This is a genomic window from Campylobacter sp. CNRCH_2013_0671h, assembly GCF_025773055.1.
GTDB lineage: Bacteria > Campylobacterota > Campylobacteria > Campylobacterales > Campylobacteraceae > Campylobacter_D > Campylobacter_D lari_D.
Genome location: NZ_JAKMTG010000004.1, coordinates 1 through 19,152 on the forward strand (window position 1 = coordinate 1; position 19,152 = coordinate 19,152).

Genomic DNA, 19,152 nt, shown 5'->3' on the forward strand with positions numbered 1-19,152 from the left:
GAAGTTTTAAATAATTAAACTAAACCCTTAATGGGTTTAGTTTGGGTGATATAAGGTTTTAAGTGTTAAGATGATAGCTTATAATCAAATTATCTGAAAAATCATACCCATTACAATCATAACTTCAACAAATACTTCAAAAAAATATACAAAAAATAAATATAATTAATATCATTATAAATAAAATTATCCATAAAATATCCACTATTTAGAAAATGAATATCAATACTTTATATTATTTTATATATTTTTATTAAAATTAGAAAAAATTGGAAAATTTTATGAAACTTTTATAAAAAATTGTTATATAATACCTATTAAGTTCATAAACGAAACTTAAATAAAACCCACAAGGAGTACATCATGGGAACAAGAAAAGAACACGACTTTATTGGTGAGTTAGAAATTTCTGATGAAGTTTATTATGGAGTGCAAACTTTTAGAGCACTAGAAAACTTCAATATGAGTGGTAGAAGACTGCAAGATTATCCTTATTTTGTAAAAGCTTTTGCTCAAGTTAAAAAAGCAGCTGCTCTAGCTAACAAAGAAGTTGGAGTTCTTGATGCAGATAAAGCTGATGCTATTGCTAAAGCTTGCGATAGATTGATTGCTGGTGAATTTTTAGATCAATTTGTTGTGGATATGATCCAAGGTGGTGCTGGTACTAGCACAAATATGAACACTAACGAAGTTATCACAAATATTGCTCTTGAAAGTATGGGTCATAAAAAAGGAGAATATCAATACCTTCACCCAAATGATCATACAAATTTAGGTCAATCTACAAACGATACCTATCCAAGCTCAATCAAAGTAGCAACCTATGCAAAACTTAGTGATCTTTTAAAAGCTATGGAAGGCTTAAAAGCTGAATTAGAAGCTAAAGCTAAAGAATACAAAGATATCATCAAAATGGGTAGAACAGAACTTGAAGATGCGGTTCCTACAACCTTAGGAAACACTTTCAATGCTTTTGCTAGCTATATTAAAAGTGATATTGAAAAGATCACAGCAGCTCGTGAGTCAATGAGCTATTTAAATTTAGGTGCTACAGCTATTGGAACAGGAATTAACTGCCACCCTGATTATAAATTTGTGGTTGAGAAAAAATTAAAAGAAATCACTGGTGTTGATTTTAAACCTGCTGAAGACTTCATTGCAGCTACTCAAGATACAGCTGATTTTGTACATGTAAGTGGCGCATTAAAAACTGCAGCTGTAAGATTATCTAAAATCGCAAATGATTTAAGGTTGATGAATTCAGGTCCAAGATGCGGTCTAGCTGAAATTAGTTTACCTGCTATGCAACCAGGTAGTTCTATTATGCCAGGTAAAGTAAACCCTGTAATTTGTGAAGCAGTTGGCGAAGCTTGCTATGAAGTTATAGGTAATGATGTTACTATTATGCTTTGCTCTGAAAGAGGTGAATTTGAACTTAATGCTTTTGAGCCAGGCATTGCTTATGGGTTATTTAACTCGATCGTATTGCTTGAAAATGCAATGAAAACTTTAGCTGAAAAAGCTATTAAAGGATTAAAAGCAAATCCTGAAAACTGCAAAAAACTTGTATTAAATTCAATCGGAATCGTGACTGCATTTAATCCTGTTTTAGGTTATGAAAAATCTGCAAGTATTGCAAAAGAAGCTCTAGAAACTGGAAAAGCAGTAGGTGATATTTGTCTTGAAAGAGGCTATTTACCAAAAGAAAAAATTGATGAGATTTTAACACCAGAAAATATGTTAAATCCTCATATGACAGAAAAAAGAAAAGCTTAATAACTTAGGAGTTTAATCATGGATATTATGATTATTTTACAACTTGTTGTCTTCCTTGGGGCAATATTCATAGGTATCCGCCTTGGAGGCATAGCAATAGGCTATGCCGGAGGTTTGGGTGTTGTTATTTTAGGTCTTGTTTTAGGCATGAAGCCAGGTAATATTCCTTGGGATGTTATTTTAATCATCGCTGCTGCTATTGCTGCGATTTCTGCAATGCAACAAGCAGGTGGCTTAGACTACATGGTAAAAGTTACTGAAAGAATTTTGCGTAAACACCCAAAATTCATTAATTATCTTGCACCAGCTTGCGGTTGGTTACTTACTATTTTAGCAGGTACCGGTAATGCAGTATTTTCATTAATGCCTGTTGTTATTGATGTTGCAAAATCTCAAAATATTAAGCCATCAGCTCCACTTTCATTAATGGTTGTTGCTTCACAAATTGGTATTACAGCTTCTCCAGTTAGTGCTGCTGTTGTTTATATGACTGGTGTATTAGAGCCACTTGGCTGGAACTATCCTGCATTAATTGGAATTTGGATTGTAACTACTTTTGCTGCTTGTATGATTACAGCTTTTATTGTAAGTTTAATTACTCCAATGGATCTTAGCAAAGACCCTGTATATCAAGAACGCTTAAAAGCTGGTCTTGTAAAAAGTGCTTCAGATGTTTTACATAGTGAAGATAAACCGGGTGCAAAACTTTCAGTTGCTATATTTTTATTTACGGTATTAGCAGTTGTTCTTTATGCTACTGCAATTTCTAATAATATTAAATGGATTGATCCTGTAGTTATCCCAAGAGATGCTGCAATTATGAGCTTTTTATTAACTGCTGCAACTTTAATTACATTCTTATGTAAAGTTGAACCTGCAAAAATTTTAGATACAAGTGTATTTAAATCAGGTATGACAGCTTGTGTATGTGTATTTGGTGTTGCTTGGCTTGGAAATACTTTCGTTGCAGGCCATGAAGCAGGTATTAAAGAAGTAGCGGGTGAATGGGTTAAACAAACTCCTGCTATGCTTGCAGTTGCTTTCTTCTTTGCTAGTATGCTTTTATACTCTCAAGCAGCTACTGCAAAAGCTATTGTCCCAGTTATCGTTGCTGCATTAGGAATTTCAGCTACAAATCCTGCAGATTCTTATATGCTAGTTGCTTGTTTTGCTGCTGTTTCAGCACTTTTTGTACTTCCAACCTATCCTACTTTATTAGGTGCAGTTCAAATGGATGATACAGGTACAACAAGAATTGGAAAATTCATATTTAATCACGCATTCTTTATTCCGGGTGTATTAGCTATTGCTATTGCTGTTTCATTAGGATTTTTAGCAGTAGGAATGCTTTAATGCTCTTACTTTCCGCTTTTAGCGGAAAGTTTTCTTCTTTTACTTATTAACTAATTTTAAGTAGAATATTTTTTTAATTTTTAAAGAAATAAAATGGCAAAATTATCTTTAGATAGAAATAATATAAGAATCTTATTTATAGGTTATATACTTATAGCTCTTTTTGGCACTTTCATCCTTATGCTACCCATTATGCACACTAAACCAATATCTTTTTTAGATGCATTTTTTACTAGTGCTTCAGCTGTAAGTATGACAGGACTCATTGTGCTAAATACTTCATTAGATTTTAGTTTTTATGGACAGCTTGTTATTTTACTACTTATCCAAATAGGTGGTTTAGGTTATATGAGTATAGCCATGGCTTTATATATTTTAGTACGGAAAAAGATGAGTTTTGGGGAAAAAAATCTTTTAAGAGAATCCTTAATTTATCCTGGTGCTGATGGGCTTGTAGGATTTTTGAAAAAGGTTTTATTTTTTGTATTTGCTATTGAAATTGTTGGTGCTGTTTTATTATTTTTAAGATTTAAATTAGATATGAATTTAACTGATGCTCTATGGGCTAGTATTTTTCACTCCATTTCTGCTTTTAATAATGCAGGTTTTAGCATATTTGAAAGTGGCTTAATGCCTTATAGGGATGATTTTTGGATTAACTTTATCATTACCTCTTTGATTATTATTGGCGGTTTGGGCTATTTTGTATTGCTAGAATTATACTTTTTTTCAAAAAAACGCTTTGCTAGTCTAAGTCTGCATACAAAGCTTGTTTTAATTTCCACTATTATACTAATCATTTTTGCAAGTTTGATTGTGTTTTTATTTGAATATCATAACCCAAAAAGCATAGGAGAATTTTCTCTTTTTGATAAAATTATGAGTGCATATTTTACAGCGGTAAATTACCGAACTGCAGGATTTAATACTCTTGATCTTAGCACCTTTAAGGATGCAAGCTTATTTTTTGGATCTTTGTTTATGATTGTAGGTGGTGCACCAGGTGGAACTGCAGGGGGCATTAAAGTAACTACTATTGCAGTACTATTAATTTATGCATATTGGAGTATCAAAGATAGTAATACAAGAATTTTTAACTTTGAAATTCCAAGCGAAACTATTAATAAAGCTTTCATTATAGCAGTAAGTTCAATTGTTTATATTATTACCTGCGTGTTACTTTTATCTTTGATTGAAGATGATAAAAGTTTTTTACCTTTGCTTTTTGAAACAAGTTCAGCATTTGCCACAGTAGGTGTTTCAGTTGGCGATGGTGGGACCTTATCACTTAGTGCGCTTTTTAGCTCCGAAAGCAAACTTATTGTTATTTTACTAATGCTTAGCGGTAGAGTGGGTGTGCTTGCGTTTTTATTTAGTATATTTTTTAAAGAAAAAGAAAAATATTTAAATTACCCAAAAGGAAAAATCATACTATGAAAAAAGAAACTTATGGTATTATAGGACTTGGAAGATTTGGCTCTGTTTTAGCAAAAGAACTTATTGACCAAGGCAAAAGAGTTATTGTTTCAGATATTGATGAAGAAGCTGTTAAAGAGTTGCAAGATCATGCAGATTTTGCTTATATCTTAGATTCTACTCACACTATAGCTTTGAAAGAAGCGGGCTATTCAAATGCTGATGTTGTCATACTTAGTATAGGTGAAAATCTAGAATCAAGCATACTTACCTTCATGGCCTTAAAAGAAATAGGGGTAAAAAATATCATAGCTAAAGCAAATTCTTCTACACATGGACAAATTCTTTCAAAACTTGGAGTTAATAAAGTCATCTATCCTGAAAAAGAATCTGCAAAGCGTTTGGCTAAAATTCTTATCACTAATCCAAATTTTGAAATCATAGATCTTTCAGCCAACACCATAAAGGTAGCAAAACTTTTAATCGATGAGAATTTAGCGGGGAAAACTTTGCAATCCATTGGACAAAATTTAAAAGTCATTGCACACAAACAACATGATACTTGGAGCATTATGCCAAATCTAGAAAATACCGCTTATTTAAACGATATATTAATGCTACTTGGCACTCAAGAAGAACTTAATCAATATGATTATTGAAGATTTTAAATGCTACTTTTACTTTGCACTATCAATATGATAAATCTAGAAAAGAAATTCTAACGCACGGCTACACAGACCCGATCCATATTCTAGGTCACTAAATTTTTAATGTCCTTGTAAAATAAGGACATTACAATAAATTAAATATAATCAAAAAACTATACTTATAAGCATTCTTGAAAGCTAATTTACAAAATATAAAAAATAAATATAACATTAAAGAGATATTTTAAGTGGTGTCAAGGGGGAGACTTGAACTCCCGACCTCCGGCTTATGAGACCAGCGCTCTAGCCAGCTGAGCTACCCTGACATAAAAAGAAGTTAAAATTATACTTTATTTTGCTTAACATTTTATAAAATACTTATTTTATAAATTTTATATATTTTTTAACTTTTTTGTGCTAAAAATATGAAATTATATTTAAAAAGGATTTTAATGCAAATTAGCTCAAGTTATGGCGGTGCCTTTTATACGCAAAATCCTTATCAAAACAAAGACAAAGAACAAACAAAAGAAAATATCTCTGAAAAAGAAAACCCACAGCAAACAAAAGAAAATAAAAACGATCAAGAAAAAGATGAAAAAACTCAAAAAGTTAATGGTAAAGACTTAAGTAGTGAAGAAGTAAAACAGGTACGAGAGCTTGAAAAAATCGACAGAGAAGTAAGGGCTCATGAAGCAGCCCACCAAGCAGCAGGTGGAGCCTTAGCAGGAGCTGCAAGTTTTGGCTATACAAGAGGTCCTGATAATAAAATGTATGCAGTTGAAGGAGAAGTGCCTATAAGAATGCAAAAAGGCAATACTCCTGAAGAAACTATAGCCAATGCTATGCAAGTAATTGCTGCAGCTATGGCACCAGCTGATCCTAGTCCCCAAGATTATAAAGTAGCAGCTAATGCTATGCAAATGCAAAATGATGCGCGCACCGAGCAAGCTAAAATAAAAGCAGAAGAATCAAAAGCTCAAAACGATAAAAATAAAGACGAAGACGATAAAAAAGCAAATCCAAATTCTAAAGCCATAAAATCATACACACAAAATTCATCACAAGATTACATAGGAAGTCAGTATAACAAAAGTGCATAGTGGCAGAGAGGAAGGGATTCGAACCCTCGGTGAGTTGCCCCACACACGCGTTCCAGGCGTGCTCCTTCGACCACTCGGACACCTCTCTAAAAATGAAAATTATAACTTATTTTTTTAAATTTATACTAAAAAAGGGATATTATGAAGCTTTATTACTCTTGTTTTTATCTTTTTATTTTACTTTTTTTAAGTGCTTGTTCAAATCATGCTAATGTTAATTTATCTTATGAAAAAGCCTTTATAAACAAACAATGTGATGAAAATACTTTAACTTTAAAAAATGCAGACAAAGACACTATATACACAGGGTTAAATTTAGCCTCTTTAGCAAGAGTTTGTAAAGATTATGAAAAAAGTAATGCTTTTTTTGATAAAGCAGAAGAGGCTTACAAATATGATGTAGATTTACAAAACGGGCTTCAAAAAGCCGCAAGAAATTTTAGCGAAATTTTACTTAATGACACCATCAATGATTATCAAGGTTATTTTTATGAAAGGATTATGCTAAATACCTACAAAGGTTTAAATTATATGAGCTTGGGAGATTTTAAAAATGCAAGAGTAGAGTTTAACAGAGCTTTATACAGACAAGATAGAATGAAAGAATATTTTTATGATTATATACAAAAAGTTCAAGAAGAATACCAAAAAGAACTTCAAAAAGATAAAAAAACATATGCGAGTTTTCAGCAAAATTTAAGCCCTATCTATAAACAATATGATAATCTTCTTAGCACATTTAACGCAAATAAAAATTATACTAATATCTATGCTAGTTATCTTAGTGCTTTATTTTTCTTTTTTGATAAAGATTATATTAAAGCTTATGATCTTTTAAAAGAAGTAGCATTAAGCGATGTAAAAAACAAACAACTTCAAAAACAATTTCAAGTATTTGAAAAATTCACTCATTTAAAAACATCCTTCCCTCAACAAAAATATATTTTTATCATTTATGAAGATGGTTTTAGTGCTACAAAAGAAGAATTTGATCTTACCCTGCCATTTGTTTTTAATGATAATCTTGCAAATATTAGTGTAGCTTTTGCTTATTTAAAATCAAGAAATGCTTCTTATAAATTCTTGCAAAGTCAAGATGAAAAAACACAAAATCTAATTTATTTTGATGATATTATAGCAAGTGAATTTAAAACTCTTTTACCCTCTATGGTGATGAAAACCCTAGCCTCAAGCGCTCTTAAAACTTCAATTAATTTAGCCATAGCTAATAATGATTCTAGTGGCTTTTTATCATTTATTAGCACTGTTAGCACTGCTTTAATCAATAAAGCAGATCTTAGAATGTGGCAAGCTTTACCAAAAAGTGCTAGTATTTTAATGCTAAAAAATGAAGGTTTAGTTAAAATTTATAATGATAAAGAAAAAATAATCTTTGAAGATGAGCTGGAAAAAGATAAAAATTATATTGTGCTTATAAGATCTTTTGTGCCAAATTCAAATATTATTTACAAAATTAAAGAAAAATAAGGAGATAAAATGAAAAAAAGTTTATTTTTTATGGTTTTTGCGCTTTTGATTTTCAGCGCTTGTTCTTCACAACCAAAATATACTGATGGTAAAGCTTCGCAAAAAGTTCAAGGAAACGCACTTACTTTAGGACTTGATAGAGAAGATTTTGAAAAAACTGCTGAAGGTATGATACAAAGCTTGCTTAGTGATCCTGCTTTTGCAAATTTAAATAGCTCTAATAGAAAAGTTATTGCCATAGGAAAAATCATCAATGACACCCCGCAAAGAATAGACACAGATAAACTCACTTCGAAAATTACCATAGCATTAAGAAAATCTGGTAAATTTATACTAACAACCGCTGTAGCAGCAGGTGGAGCAAAAGATAGTTTATCTCATGATGTAAGAGATTTAAGAGACAATGAAGAATTTAATCAAAATTCCATAGCCAAAAAAGGCACACTTTTGGCCCCAAATTTCTCACTTTCTGGTAAAATCAGACAAGATACCGTTAAACTTTATAATGGCAAAATCCAAACTGAATATTTTTTCCATTTAATTCTTACAGATTTAACTAGCGGTTTAGCTTTTTGGGAAGATGAAAAAACTATTGATAAAACAGGTAAAAGCAAGAGTGTAACATGGTAAAAAAACTACTAATTCTTTTTTTTGCTCTTGTTTGTTTTTGTCAAGCACAAAGCGCTTTAAACAAAGAAAGTTATGGTGAGGGTTTTGGAAATACAAGAAGTGAAGCAATAAAAAATGCTATCAATGAAGCTCTTGGGAAAATGGAGGGCTTAAAACAAGTTAAGCTTAAAAAATTCGAATTTAGCTTTAATGGAAATTTCAATATAGGCTATGATGAAGAAATAGACTTAGTTAGCAATGGAGTTTTTAATAGCTATGATATTAAATCTTTAACTCAAACAAATCAAAATGAATTCCATGCAAAAGTTGTGATTTACAAAAAACTTTATAGTGAAAAAAATCTTGAAGATAAAAGTTCGCTAATTATCATCAATAAAGTTAAAGATGAACTTTCGGCTAAATTTGAACAAGAGCTTTTAAGCGTTTTGCTCCAAAGTAAAAAATTTAGAATTTTAGATAGAGCAAATCTTGATCTTTATAATCAAGAAAAATCTTTACTTATAAAAAATGCAAGCGATGATGAACTTGTTAAGCTTTATAATGTTTTAGGGGCTGATTTTTTACTTATTTTAAATCCTAAAATAACACAAACACAAAATGAAATTAACACTCAAACTTATAATATTAACATTGATTATCGTTTGATAGAATTTGCTACAACTCAAATCAAAGCTTCCAATACCCTAGAATTTAAAATGAGTTCTACAAGTAAATCAAGCAAACAAAAAGCCCTTAGAGGTATAGCTACAAAAATTACCGAAGATATTTTTAAACATTCTAAAGACAATGACAAAGAAGAAGAAATAGAACATGGTTTAGACGCAAACTATCAAATCAACAATGAAGGTGGAGTTAATTTAGGTTTTTAAAATGCAAAAAGCATGGGATATTAATGCAAAATTTTGGGATATACAAATGGGAGATGATTCTAATGAATTTCATAAAAAAGTTGTGCGTCCTAAAGTTGAAGAATTGTTAAACATACAAGATGATGATTATATTCTAGATATTGCTTGTGGAAATGGAAATTTTTCCGCTTATATGTGTAAAAAATATAATATAAATGTTTATGCATTTGATTATAGTGATCAAATGATAAAATTAGCAAAACAAAGATGGAAAAATTTTTTACACAAAATTCATTTTCAAACCATAGACGCTAACGATGAATTGACTTTGCAAAATTTAGCTAAAAAACACACCTTTAGCAAAGCTGTTTCAAATATGGCTATCATGGATATGGAAAATATCCAGCCCTTATTTAAAAGTCTTTATTTTCTACTAAAAGAAAATGGAATTTTTGTTTTTGCTACTCAACATCCTTGTTTTGTAACATTAACTAAAAAATATCTTAGTCCGCATAATTATCTTGGGTATGCATTTGAAAAACAACCTGTAAAACATCACTACTACCACCGTTCTTTGGAAGAAATTTTCAACACTTGTTTTAAAAATGGTTTTATCATAGATGGATTTTTTGAAGAACCTTTTTTAGATGAAGAATTTCCTGAAATCATAATTGTCCGAGCAAGGAAAATCAGTTTTTAAATTGCAAAAACTCACATCTTTTGCAAAGATCAGCTTTTAAAATTCCTTGCTTAAAGCCTTCTTTTAATTCTATATATAAAGACGAATTTAAAAGCTCGCTAAAATCTTTTTCAAAACAATTTCCAAGTTTTATATCCCCTTTAGTATCCAAACAACAAGGCACTAAAGTTCCATCGCTTAAAATAGCAATTTGTCCATTTAAAGCATGACAATACCCATTCTCCCTAATAACCTCATCTTTCAAAGAAGGCCATTTAAAAAGCTTAGCTTGGTGTAATATAACATGCCTTTCTAGGCGATTTTTAACTTTTTGCTTTTGAATTTTTACTTTAAAATTTTGCTCTAAAAAATCATAAATTTTCTCATTTTCTAAAGGTGGGTTGAAATTTTTATCTAAATTCCAAAGTCTTAAATTGATAAAAGAATTGTTTTTATTTTCCAAGTGCAAAAAAATAAGTTTTAAAACAGGCTCAAAGTATTCTTTTAAACTCATTCTACTTTGAGATAAAAAAGCACCCAAAGAAATATTGATTTGTCGTATGTTTTTAGAATCTAAAACAAGTTTTATTTTCTCATCATCAAAATAAAACCCACTTGTAGTAAGTTCTATTTGCATATTAAATTTAAAAGCTATTTTTAGATACTCTTTTAAATTTAAAACCCTTAAAGGATCTCCAAGCACATGAAAAGTAAAAAGCTTGGCATGACTATGCACACTTTTGCAAATTTTTTCAAAATTTTCAAGGCTCATTTGTTTTCTTTGCGCTTTTTGACTAGGACAAAAATCACATTTTAATCCACAAATATCACTTAATTCTATATAAATTTTCTCAAAATGCATAATCACTCTTTTTAAAAAGCTCAAACGCTTTTAAGGCAAGTTTTGAAAGTGCAAGATGTTCTAATTCTTTATAAGAAAATGCTTTTGCTTTGAAATCTTCAAAATCATCATCTTTTAAAAAATACACCTTGGCATTAATTTTATATTTGGTGTAAGAGTGTTTAAATTCACCTATAAATTTTGCATTTTTTTCTTTATTGTATTCTAAAAAATTATACATATTAAAATATAGCTTTTCTTTACTTTTGATAAGCAAAAACTGCTCATTTTTTTGCACTATGAGTATATTTAAAATAATATTTTCATATTGAGTTTTTTTAGATACATGAAATTTTTCATATTCATTTTTTCCACTACAAAAACTCTCTATGGGGCAAAGCTTGCATTTTGCATTTTTAGGTAAACAAATCAAAGCCCCTATATCCAACAAAGCTTGATTATGATCAAATGCATTATCATAGTTTAAAAACTCTTTTGCTTTTTGCGTTAAAAGTTTAGAGTTTGGATTTTGCAAACTATAAAATCTACTCAAAACTCTTTTAATATTTGCATCCACAAAAGCTTTAGCTTGTAAAAAACCAAAACAAGCTATAGCACCAGCTGTATATTCTCCAATACCAGGAAGTTTTTGAAGCTCTTTTATGTCAAATGGTAATTTTGCATTAAATTCTTGCACACAAATTTTTGCACATTTATGTATATTCCTAGCTCTAGTATAATACCCAAGTCCTTGCCAAGCTTTTAAAACCTCATCTTCGCTTGCCATAGAAAGCGCTTTTAAAGAAGGAAATTTAGCTAAAAACTGAAAATAATAATTTTGCAAAACACTCTTTACTTGAGTTTGTTGTAACATAATCTCGCTAATATAAACAGCATAAGCATTGTCAATATTTTTTAGCTTTTTTAAATCATCCTCGCTACCATATTTTCTATATTCTTTATGCAAAATACGCCAAGGAAGGTTTTTTCTACCATTCTCGTTATACCATTTTAAAATACTTTCATGAATTTTTCGCATTAAAACTTTCTTTGTTTTTAAAAATTATACAATCTATTCTTAAAAGCTTTATGTTAAAATTAAAAAAATATTTTTAAAAAGGAGTAAAAATGAAAAGTTTTTTAAAAGGTTTAGGATTAGGATTACTTTGTTTAGTATTGTTTGTACTAGGAGTAGTTTTTAATACTGAATTTTTAGGTTTAAAAAATCATAATAAACAAAATGTAGAATTTTCAAGAAATATAGAAGTATCAAATGAAATCATGCCAAATGTTTTTAATGCTGTTTTAAATTTTAGCGCGAGCGAAGAACTTAGTAAAAAAACTATCATCTCTAGTGATGAAAAAAATCATATTGCTAAAACTTTCAAAGAAATTTCAGATCGTATTGCCAAAGAAGACTATTGTAAAGGTGGAAGTTATACTTTAGAGCCAAGTTATAATTATTATCAAGGAGTAAAAACACTTAATGGGTATAGATTGTATTCTAATTTCACTTGTCAAATCCCACAAAATAAAAATAAAGACTATGAAAATCTTATAAAAGATATAGAAAATATCAGCAATACTAATACTTTAATTTCTTTTAATACTAAAGCCTTGCAAGCAGGATTTGACGAAGCAACCTTAGAAGCAAACAAAGAAGATTTATACGATCTTGCGCTTAAAAAAGCTTTTGAAAAAGCTCAATATTATTCTAAAACTTTAACAAAAACTTGCATAGTAAAAAATGTTCATTTTGATAGTTGTAATATCAAATACAATTCTCCAAGTTTAGCAGCTAGTGCAGATAGTGTAGTGCTTCCTGTTATTAAAAATGAAAAGCAAAGCTTAAAAGCTAATGTGCTTTTTGTTTGTCAATAAATTTTATTTTGGCTTTATCTTGGGTTTTTATAATTTCTCATCATTAATTTAAAGGAGAAAAAATGAAAAAAATTATAGGTTTATTTATTATGGGTTCTTTAGCAGCCTCTTTGGCATTTAGTGCTGATTTTTCCAAAAAAAGCAATGATGAAATTTTAAATCTTGCAAAAAGCGTAAAAGCACAAGATCAAGCTGACTTAATTATAGAAATGAAAAAGAGAATGAATGAGATGAAATACAAAGACGCAAAAGTTTTTCATCAACAATTTAAAAGTAACTTACGCGAAAACATCTCTAAACTTTCTCCTCAAGAAAGAAGTCAAAGAAAGGCTATCGTTCAAGAAGATATGCAAAAACTAACCGATGAAATGAGTGGCAAAGAAATACGAGATTTAAATTTACATCATTATAACAAAAATGAACACAAAACCCATAAAATGAATCATCAAGGGCATGGTGCAAATCATGGAAATTGCTCAATGAGATAAAATGGCAGCAAAAATTCTACTCTTAGAAGATGATTTAAGCTTAAATGAAATCATCAATGAAGCCTTAAGCGATGAAGGTTTTAAAGTCTCTTGTGTATATGATGCACAAGAGGCACTAGAAAAAGCTTATGAAGAAAATTTTGATCTTTGGATTTTTGATGTTAAAGTTCCAAAAGGCAATGGTTTTGAAGTATTAAAGGAATTAAGAGAAAGTGCTAAAAACACTCCTGCTATATTTTTAACTTCTTTATCCATGCTTGATGATGTAAAACAAGGATTTTTATCAGGTTGTGATGATTATATTAAAAAGCCTTTTGATGTTGATGAGTTAATTATCCGTGTAAAAAATATCATTAAAAGAAATTTTAGTCATCAAAAAGAAGACTTAATCTTACTTAGCTCTTCAAAAAATATTTCTTTTGATCCTATCAATAAAACCCTTTATCAAAATGAAGAAATTATCAACCTAACTAATAAAGAAAAAGAACTCCTAGCTTTACTTTTAAAAAAACGCCCTCATTTTGTAAATATAGAAACTATTTTTGACGAAATTTGGAGTTTAGATGAAGAGCCTGTGATTATGAGCCTTAGAGTGTATATCAAAAATTTAAGAAAAATTCTTGGTAAAGACCTTATCATCAATCAAAGAAATATAGGCTATGCCATTAGGCTAGAAAATGAAAAGTGAAAACTTTAATAATACCATTTTTAAAATCCTAGCTCTTTATATCATCACAAGTGGCATATTTTTAACGATTTTTTTTATTACTTTTTATCAAAAAGAAGCAAATTATATACGATTAAATCAAATCACACACTCATACACTCACTATAATTATATTTTACAAAATATCATTGAAGCAAGACACGATAAAAATTTATTAAACAAAGATGATTTTTCTTATATTTCTAAAAAAATAAATATTCAATTTGCTATTGTTGCAAACAATCAAATCATTTTTAGTAATTTAACTTTTGATGCTTTAAAAATATTAACACAGCTTAAAGAAAACAACTTTATTTACAACGAAAACAAAAGATTATTCATAGATTTTTCAAGGATTAGAAATCTTAATACTTATATAGATACGAGTAATTTAAGAAAGCCAAAACACCATTCTCATTTTTTGAGACATAAAAATATCCATATCATTATAGAAACAGAAGATCTTGGCTTTAAAAAAGAACAATACCGCAAAGATAACTACAATAATTTAGATATTAACGATTATGCTAATGAACTTTGGAAACTAAAATTAAAAACTATTTTTTATACACTTATATGTATTTTACTACTTGCTATAATTGCTTATATACTCATCTTGCTTGTTTTTAAAAACATCAAAGAACAATTTAAAACACTCAATGATTTTATTAAAGATACCACGCATGAAATTAACACACCTTTGAGCGTGATTTTAGCTAGTATTAAAAAATTTGATGATACAAATTTAAATCCAAATAACACTAAAAAACTAATTCATATCAAACTAGCAAGTAAAAATTTAAATCATATCTATCAAAACCTCATAGCCTTAAATTTTTTCTTACAAAAAGAAAATACAAAAGAAGATATAAATTTAAAAGAACTTTTAGAGCAAAGATTAGAATATTTTGACACTTTAATCTCTCAAAAAAATCTCATCATTGAAAAAGAGCTTTTAGAGCAAAATTTCTATGCAAATAAAGAAGAAATGCAAATTTTACTTGACAATCTTTTAAGCAATGCCATAAAATACACCAATACTAATAAAAAAATCTTTATTTGTTTAAAAGAAAAAACACTTAGTATTAAAGATGAAGGTCAAGGTATGAGCGCTAAAGAAATTACTCAAATTTTTACACGCTACAAACGCTTTAATCAAGACCAAGGTGGTTTTGGCATAGGCTTAAATTTAGTCAAACAAATAGCCGATAAAAACAATATCAACATAAAAGTTTTGAGTAAAAAAGATAAAGGAAGTGAATTTATACTTTCTTGGTAGGGATAAAAATGGAAATTTGCTTAGAAAAAATTAAAATAGATAACGCTTGGAAAGAATTTTTAAAAGAAGAGTTTTTAAAGCCTTATTTTTTAGAAATAAAAACTCATTATATCAATGCTTTAAATGAAAGAAAAACTATATATCCACCCGCGAATTTAATCTTTAATGCTTTTAATCTAACCCCTTTACAAAATTTAAAAATCATACTTTTAGGACAAGATCCTTACCACAACCCTCATCAAGCCATGGGTTTGAGCTTTAGCGTGCCAATAGGTGTTAAAATTCCCCCATCTTTGCTTAATATCTATAAAGAATTGCAAGATGATTTAAACATCCCTATAGCAAAACATGGTGATTTAAGTAAATGGGCTAAACAAGGAATTTTACTTTTAAATTCTATTTTAAGTGTAGAAGCAAATAAACCTGCTTCACATGCACATTTTGGTTGGCAAAAATTTACCGATGCGGTTATATCAAAACTTAGCAATGAAAAAGAAGGATTGATATTTTTACTTTGGGGAAATTATGCTAAAAATAAAAAAAATTTAATCAACCCTCAAAAACACTTTATCCTAGAAGCAGCACATCCTTCGCCTTTAGCGAGAAATGCTTTTTTAGGTTGCAAGCATTTTTCAAAAAGTAATGAAATTTTATCAAAACTTGGTAAAAGTCTTATTGATTGGAATTTAAACCCTTAATTTACTTAAAACTTATATACTTTCAAAAATTTTCAAAAAAAGGAATACAATGACTTGTCCAGTTTGTGTAAATACTGACTTATTGATGAGCGAAAGAAATGGAGTTGAAATTGATTATTGTCCAAAATGCCGTGGTGTTTGGCTTGATCGTGGTGAGCTTGATAAAATCATAGAAAGAAATTCTTCTCAAAGTACGCAACAACCTCAACAACAAAATTATAACCAACAAGCAAACTACCATCATAATAACGGCTATAAATACAAGAAAAAAGAAAGTTGGCTTGGGGAATTATTTGACTTTTAAGCCCAAAGGCTTAAAAGTTTTTATATTTTTACTTTAATTAAAGCATTTTCTGCCATTTTTGGCACCCATAAATACTCACCATCAAAAAACATATCTGCAGGACCTTTTATAGAAGCCAAATCAAGTTTTATTTCTTTATTGTCTTTTAGAGTATAAATATATCCTTGAAGATTTTTACCCCAACTTGACACTAAAAGATTTTTATTTTTATCATACACAATGCCATCAAATTGTTCTATTTTTTTGTTTAATTCTTGAATTTTCTTTGAATTTAAATCAATACTAATGATTTTCCCGCCTGCTTTATCACTTGGATCATAACCTGCTACAAATAAAGTATTTTTATCTATTAACAATCCATTTGGGCCACCATATTTTGAATCTAAATGGATAAAGTTTTCATATTTTTTATCCTTTAAAAATACTTTGTGGATGTATCCTGTACCTGTGTCACTAACTAATAATGTGTCATTATTTAACACAGCAATATCATTTAAAAATACCGCATTTTTTATAGGAAGTTTGAAAATTTCTTTTTTATTTTTTATATCAAAGCCATATAAAATATCAATATCAACCACATATAAAACATCACCTATTTTAGACATACCTTTTGGAGCATTAAGACCTTTTATAAATTCTAATTCCAAAATTTTTCCATCTTTATCTAATTTTGAAATAAAACCATCATTATCTTTATTTAACGGAGTTAGCTCTTTTCCTACATTAGATACATAAACTGCATTTTTATCTACATATACACTTTCAGGATGTGCAAAACCTTTAAATTCTTGAACCTCTAAAGCATTTACGCTGCAAAATGCAAATAAGGCCAAAGTTAAAATACTTTTTTTCATAATTGTTACCTTTCTTAAATTTTATTAACAAATTCTAATAAAAAACCAAAATAAAATCTATCATTTTTAAGATAAAAAATATAAGTTTTTTGACTTTTGTTCTTGTTTTGGGGTAATGCCATATCTTTTTTTATATCTTGCTATAAACCAAGCAGGAGAATTAAATCCAAGTTCATAACAAATTTGAGTGATATTTTTTGTAGAAAATTCAAGTAAAAATTTAGCTCTTTCAAAACGCTTGTTATCAAGCCATTCTTTAGGAGTAATACCAAAACTTTGTTTAAAATTACGACTAAAACTTGCTATATCCATTTTACTAAATTTGGCCATAGAAGCTACACTTTCAAAGTCATTTTGACAATATGCAAACATCTTATAAAGCTCTAATTTAAAACCACTTAAAATGGCTTTTAAAAAAGCTAAAAACTCTGCATTATCTTCACTATATAATAAAGACAAAAATAATTCTTCAAATTTTAATCTAAGCAGATATTCATTTTTCTCATTAAATTCATTTATACAAGGTAAGAAAGACTCGAAAATACCTTTAGTTATCAGATTAGTTTTTAAACTAAATAAACTTTTAGCATATTTTGGAGAATCTAATTTACAAATTAATTCTTGATATTTAAAAATAAGTTCTATTAAAATACTTTCCTTAAAACACAAAATAATAGATTCATATATATTTTCATCATTTAAATAATCTCTAATAGAAAAAGAATTTTTTGTAAAAAACACAAGCTCATCTTTTTTTACATTAAACTGATTATCCATAGTATAAATACTTTTAGAACCTTTTAAAATAAATACTAAAGCATAATCTTTAAATACAACTTCTTGATTTTTATCATTTGAAAAATCTTTTTGATACCAACATAAAGAAAAAAAAGTATTTTTCAAAACATTTTGACTGATTTTTTCAAGATCTTTTGGAAAAATTAACATATATACCTTTTTATAAGTTTTTTGATTATTTATATAATACAATAAAAAATATTTTTTATTAAGAATTTATGTTACAATATAATTAATTTCAATTAAAAAAGGAGAAAAAATGAAAAAAATCATTCTAGGTTCTTTACTAGCATCAAGCTTTTTATTTGGAGCAAATTTAGAAAATTTTAATCCAAAAGCACAAAAAGATCATTTAGTTATCAAAATGGAAATTCTTGATAAAAAAGCTAATAAAGATGCAGGCGAAGTTGTAGCAGTACAAACTCCTTATGGGGTAGCATTTTATCCAAATCTTAAAGGTTTAGAAAGTGGAATTCATGGCTTTCATGTTCATGCAAATGCTGATTGTGGAGCAACTGATAAAGGTTTAGGTATGAAAGCAGGTGGACACTGGGATCCTGAAAAAACAGATGCTCACTCAAGCCCATGGGATGATAAAGGTCACAAAGGGGATTTACCACCACTTTATGTAGAAAAAGATGGTAAAGCAACTAACCCTGTATTAGCACCAAAAATCAAAACTCTTGATGAGCTTAAAAATCATGCTCTAATGATACATTTTGGAGGAGACAATCACAGCGATCATCCTGCAGCACTTGGCGGTGGCGGTGCTAGAATGGCATGTGGTGTTATAAAATAAAAATCTAAAGGCTTTTTAGCCTTTAGTGTTATTTAAAAAGCTTAGTAAAATCAAAATCACCCATAAAATCATGGCTTGATCCGCCAAAACTTTGACTAGGACTATAAGTAGCAATAGCCACTGCAAGCTCACTAAGCATAGAAGCTATTTCTTCTCTTTTATCAACTATATAAGCTTTCATACCTTCATAATCACTAGTTTCTAAAATTTTTAAAGGATTATAAATTTCAAAAGCAAATGCCTTTGAACCAACATTTACATTATAATTATTATCAAATAAAGCATTACCTAAAAATGAGCAATTATCTACTATTTTCAAACTTTCACTAGCAATTAAAACTTTATCTTGCACATCTTCATAGTTTTTATCTTCTAGAAGTTTTGAAATTTTTTTCAATGAGGAATCTAAAATTTGCAAAGCACCTATAAAGTCATTAGCATCAGTAATATCTTCACTAAATTTTTGCGTTTGATGTTTTAAATTTGCACCATCTATACTTGAACCTACTTGTCCTAAATGTTTTTGTAAGATTTCTAATTCATCTCTCATAATACACCTTC

General features: G+C 29.0%; 21 protein-coding genes and 2 tRNA genes. 16 read left to right on the top strand and 7 right to left on the bottom strand.

Annotated elements, in window-relative coordinates; all coding sequences use genetic code 11:
* Positions 1-363 precede the first annotated feature (363 nt).
* The 4 genes from L8X97_RS03665 (at position 364) to L8X97_RS03680 (ending at position 5,204) form a co-directional block, all read left to right on the top strand.
* On the top strand, positions 364-1,776 hold the full coding sequence (locus tag L8X97_RS03665) for an aspartate ammonia-lyase (RefSeq protein ID WP_263661463.1): 1,413 nt from the start codon (positions 364-366) through the stop codon (positions 1,774-1,776).
* An 18-nt stretch (positions 1,777-1,794) separates the two neighbouring features.
* Positions 1,795-3,129 (top strand): anaerobic C4-dicarboxylate transporter, encoded by a 1,335-nt coding sequence (locus L8X97_RS03670; RefSeq protein ID WP_133319185.1) that lies wholly within the window; start codon positions 1,795-1,797, stop codon positions 3,127-3,129.
* Positions 3,130-3,222: 93 nt separating this feature from the next.
* Positions 3,223-4,566, top strand: a complete 1,344-nt coding sequence (locus tag L8X97_RS03675; protein ID WP_263660354.1) for a TrkH family potassium uptake protein — start codon at positions 3,223-3,225, stop codon at positions 4,564-4,566.
* Complete coding sequence (locus L8X97_RS03680; protein ID WP_133319183.1) at positions 4,563-5,204, top strand: potassium channel family protein; 642 nt, start codon at positions 4,563-4,565, stop codon at positions 5,202-5,204. The genes L8X97_RS03675 and L8X97_RS03680 overlap by 4 nt, the downstream gene beginning before the upstream one ends.
* A 237-nt stretch (positions 5,205-5,441) precedes the next feature.
* On the opposite strand, the gene L8X97_RS03685 is transcribed toward L8X97_RS03680, so the two are convergent.
* Positions 5,442-5,518, bottom strand: a tRNA-Met gene (locus tag L8X97_RS03685).
* A gap of 126 nt (positions 5,519-5,644) precedes the next feature.
* Between L8X97_RS03685 and L8X97_RS03690 the strand changes: the two genes are divergently transcribed.
* Positions 5,645-6,295, top strand: coding sequence for a putative metalloprotease CJM1_0395 family protein (locus tag L8X97_RS03690; protein WP_220567041.1), 651 nt, complete (start codon positions 5,645-5,647; stop codon positions 6,293-6,295).
* Here L8X97_RS03690 and L8X97_RS03695 read toward each other — a convergent pair.
* Positions 6,296-6,383 (bottom strand) — tRNA-Ser (locus L8X97_RS03695).
* Positions 6,384-6,436: 53 nt separating this feature from the next.
* On the opposite strand from L8X97_RS03695, the gene L8X97_RS03700 reads away from it, so the two are divergent.
* Genes L8X97_RS03700 through L8X97_RS03715 form a run of 4 tightly spaced genes read left to right on the top strand, consistent with a single transcriptional unit; the run spans position 6,437 to position 9,961 of the window.
* Entirely contained in the window at positions 6,437-7,783 is a 1,347-nt protein-coding gene (locus tag L8X97_RS03700; RefSeq protein WP_263662663.1) for a hypothetical protein, read from the top strand.
* A 9-nt stretch (positions 7,784-7,792) separates the two neighbouring features.
* A complete protein-coding gene (gene lpoB, locus L8X97_RS03705; RefSeq protein ID WP_263661460.1) occupies positions 7,793-8,413 on the top strand; it encodes a penicillin-binding protein activator LpoB in 621 nt (206 codons plus the stop codon).
* Entirely contained in the window at positions 8,407-9,282 is an 876-nt protein-coding gene (locus L8X97_RS03710; protein WP_259443361.1) for a CsgG/HfaB family protein, read from the top strand. The genes lpoB and L8X97_RS03710 overlap by 7 nt, the downstream gene beginning before the upstream one ends.
* 1 nt (position 9,283) lies before the next feature.
* Positions 9,284-9,961 carry a class I SAM-dependent methyltransferase gene (locus L8X97_RS03715; RefSeq protein ID WP_263662664.1) on the top strand — a complete coding sequence of 226 codons (678 nt, stop codon included), beginning with the start codon at positions 9,284-9,286 and terminating at the stop codon, positions 9,959-9,961.
* On the opposite strand, the gene L8X97_RS03720 is transcribed toward L8X97_RS03715, so the two are convergent.
* On the bottom strand, positions 9,951-10,802 hold the full coding sequence (locus tag L8X97_RS03720) for a radical SAM/SPASM domain-containing protein (protein WP_263662665.1): 852 nt from the start codon (positions 10,800-10,802) through the stop codon (positions 9,951-9,953). The genes L8X97_RS03715 and L8X97_RS03720 overlap by 11 nt on opposite strands.
* Complete coding sequence (gene mutY / locus L8X97_RS03725; RefSeq protein WP_263661456.1) at positions 10,792-11,820, bottom strand: A/G-specific adenine glycosylase; 1,029 nt, start codon at positions 11,818-11,820, stop codon at positions 10,792-10,794. Before mutY ends, L8X97_RS03720 begins: the two co-directional genes overlap by 11 nt.
* An 89-nt stretch (positions 11,821-11,909) precedes the next feature.
* Between mutY and L8X97_RS03730 the strand changes: the two genes are divergently transcribed.
* From L8X97_RS03730 to L8X97_RS03755, 6 genes are all read left to right on the top strand, one after another.
* Positions 11,910-12,662: an SIMPL domain-containing protein gene (locus L8X97_RS03730; protein WP_263660360.1), complete on the top strand. Its 753-nt coding sequence runs from the start codon at positions 11,910-11,912 to the stop codon at positions 12,660-12,662.
* A 62-nt stretch (positions 12,663-12,724) separates the two neighbouring features.
* Positions 12,725-13,150: a DUF1104 domain-containing protein gene (locus L8X97_RS03735; RefSeq protein ID WP_133319176.1), complete on the top strand. Its 426-nt coding sequence runs from the start codon at positions 12,725-12,727 to the stop codon at positions 13,148-13,150.
* A gap of 1 nt (position 13,151) precedes the next feature.
* A complete protein-coding gene (locus tag L8X97_RS03740; RefSeq protein WP_263661454.1) occupies positions 13,152-13,838 on the top strand; it encodes a response regulator transcription factor in 687 nt (228 codons plus the stop codon).
* Positions 13,828-15,135: a sensor histidine kinase gene (locus L8X97_RS03745; RefSeq protein WP_263662666.1), complete on the top strand. Its 1,308-nt coding sequence runs from the start codon at positions 13,828-13,830 to the stop codon at positions 15,133-15,135. Before L8X97_RS03740 ends, L8X97_RS03745 begins: the two co-directional genes overlap by 11 nt.
* A gap of 8 nt (positions 15,136-15,143) precedes the next feature.
* The gene (ung, locus tag L8X97_RS03750; RefSeq protein ID WP_263662667.1) at positions 15,144-15,833 is read left to right on the top strand and encodes a uracil-DNA glycosylase; all 690 of its coding nucleotides are present in this window, start codon (positions 15,144-15,146) and stop codon (positions 15,831-15,833) included.
* A gap of 49 nt (positions 15,834-15,882) precedes the next feature.
* The gene (locus L8X97_RS03755) at positions 15,883-16,137 is read left to right on the top strand and encodes a zf-TFIIB domain-containing protein (protein WP_133319172.1); all 255 of its coding nucleotides are present in this window, start codon (positions 15,883-15,885) and stop codon (positions 16,135-16,137) included.
* Positions 16,138-16,157: 20 nt separating this feature from the next.
* Here L8X97_RS03755 and L8X97_RS03760 read toward each other — a convergent pair whose 3' ends face one another.
* Positions 16,158-16,994: an ATP-binding protein gene (locus tag L8X97_RS03760; protein WP_263662668.1), complete on the bottom strand. Its 837-nt coding sequence runs from the start codon at positions 16,992-16,994 to the stop codon at positions 16,158-16,160.
* 66 nt (positions 16,995-17,060) lie between these two features.
* The gene (locus L8X97_RS03765) at positions 17,061-17,942 is read right to left on the bottom strand and encodes a helix-turn-helix domain-containing protein (protein ID WP_133319170.1); all 882 of its coding nucleotides are present in this window, start codon (positions 17,940-17,942) and stop codon (positions 17,061-17,063) included.
* 109 nt (positions 17,943-18,051) lie between these two features.
* Between L8X97_RS03765 and L8X97_RS03770 the strand changes: the two genes are divergently transcribed.
* On the top strand, positions 18,052-18,591 hold the full coding sequence (locus L8X97_RS03770; protein WP_133319169.1) for a superoxide dismutase family protein: 540 nt from the start codon (positions 18,052-18,054) through the stop codon (positions 18,589-18,591).
* Positions 18,592-18,619: 28 nt separating this feature from the next.
* On the opposite strand, the gene L8X97_RS03775 is transcribed toward L8X97_RS03770, so the two are convergent.
* Entirely contained in the window at positions 18,620-19,141 is a 522-nt protein-coding gene (locus L8X97_RS03775; RefSeq protein WP_133319168.1) for a flagellar FLiS export co-chaperone, read from the bottom strand.
* Between the last annotated feature and the right edge of the window lie 11 nt (positions 19,142-19,152).

Coding starts and splice junctions, on each gene's coding strand:
- mutY (WP_263661456.1), bottom strand. CDS start 11,820: ATGCGAAAAATTCATGAAAGTATTTTAAAATGGTATAACGAGAATGGT.
- L8X97_RS03735 (WP_133319176.1), top strand. CDS start 12,725: ATGAAAAAAATTATAGGTTTATTTATTATGGGTTCTTTAGCAGCCTCT.
- L8X97_RS03700 (WP_263662663.1), top strand. CDS start 6,437: ATGAAGCTTTATTACTCTTGTTTTTATCTTTTTATTTTACTTTTTTTA.
- L8X97_RS03775 (WP_133319168.1), bottom strand. CDS start 19,141: ATGAGAGATGAATTAGAAATCTTACAAAAACATTTAGGACAAGTAGGT.
- L8X97_RS03730 (WP_263660360.1), top strand. CDS start 11,910: ATGAAAAGTTTTTTAAAAGGTTTAGGATTAGGATTACTTTGTTTAGTA.
- L8X97_RS03670 (WP_133319185.1), top strand. CDS start 1,795: ATGGATATTATGATTATTTTACAACTTGTTGTCTTCCTTGGGGCAATA.
- ung (WP_263662667.1), top strand. CDS start 15,144: ATGGAAATTTGCTTAGAAAAAATTAAAATAGATAACGCTTGGAAAGAA.
- L8X97_RS03690 (WP_220567041.1), top strand. CDS start 5,645: ATGCAAATTAGCTCAAGTTATGGCGGTGCCTTTTATACGCAAAATCCT.
- L8X97_RS03745 (WP_263662666.1), top strand. CDS start 13,828: ATGAAAAGTGAAAACTTTAATAATACCATTTTTAAAATCCTAGCTCTT.
- L8X97_RS03720 (WP_263662665.1), bottom strand. CDS start 10,802: ATGCATTTTGAGAAAATTTATATAGAATTAAGTGATATTTGTGGATTA.
- L8X97_RS03740 (WP_263661454.1), top strand. CDS start 13,152: ATGGCAGCAAAAATTCTACTCTTAGAAGATGATTTAAGCTTAAATGAA.
- L8X97_RS03760 (WP_263662668.1), bottom strand. CDS start 16,994: ATGAAAAAAAGTATTTTAACTTTGGCCTTATTTGCATTTTGCAGCGTA.
- L8X97_RS03710 (WP_259443361.1), top strand. CDS start 8,407: ATGGTAAAAAAACTACTAATTCTTTTTTTTGCTCTTGTTTGTTTTTGT.
- lpoB (WP_263661460.1), top strand. CDS start 7,793: ATGAAAAAAAGTTTATTTTTTATGGTTTTTGCGCTTTTGATTTTCAGC.
- L8X97_RS03665 (WP_263661463.1), top strand. CDS start 364: ATGGGAACAAGAAAAGAACACGACTTTATTGGTGAGTTAGAAATTTCT.
- L8X97_RS03675 (WP_263660354.1), top strand. CDS start 3,223: ATGGCAAAATTATCTTTAGATAGAAATAATATAAGAATCTTATTTATA.
- L8X97_RS03715 (WP_263662664.1), top strand. CDS start 9,284: ATGCAAAAAGCATGGGATATTAATGCAAAATTTTGGGATATACAAATG.
- L8X97_RS03680 (WP_133319183.1), top strand. CDS start 4,563: ATGAAAAAAGAAACTTATGGTATTATAGGACTTGGAAGATTTGGCTCT.
- L8X97_RS03765 (WP_133319170.1), bottom strand. CDS start 17,942: ATGTTAATTTTTCCAAAAGATCTTGAAAAAATCAGTCAAAATGTTTTG.
- L8X97_RS03770 (WP_133319169.1), top strand. CDS start 18,052: ATGAAAAAAATCATTCTAGGTTCTTTACTAGCATCAAGCTTTTTATTT.
- L8X97_RS03755 (WP_133319172.1), top strand. CDS start 15,883: ATGACTTGTCCAGTTTGTGTAAATACTGACTTATTGATGAGCGAAAGA.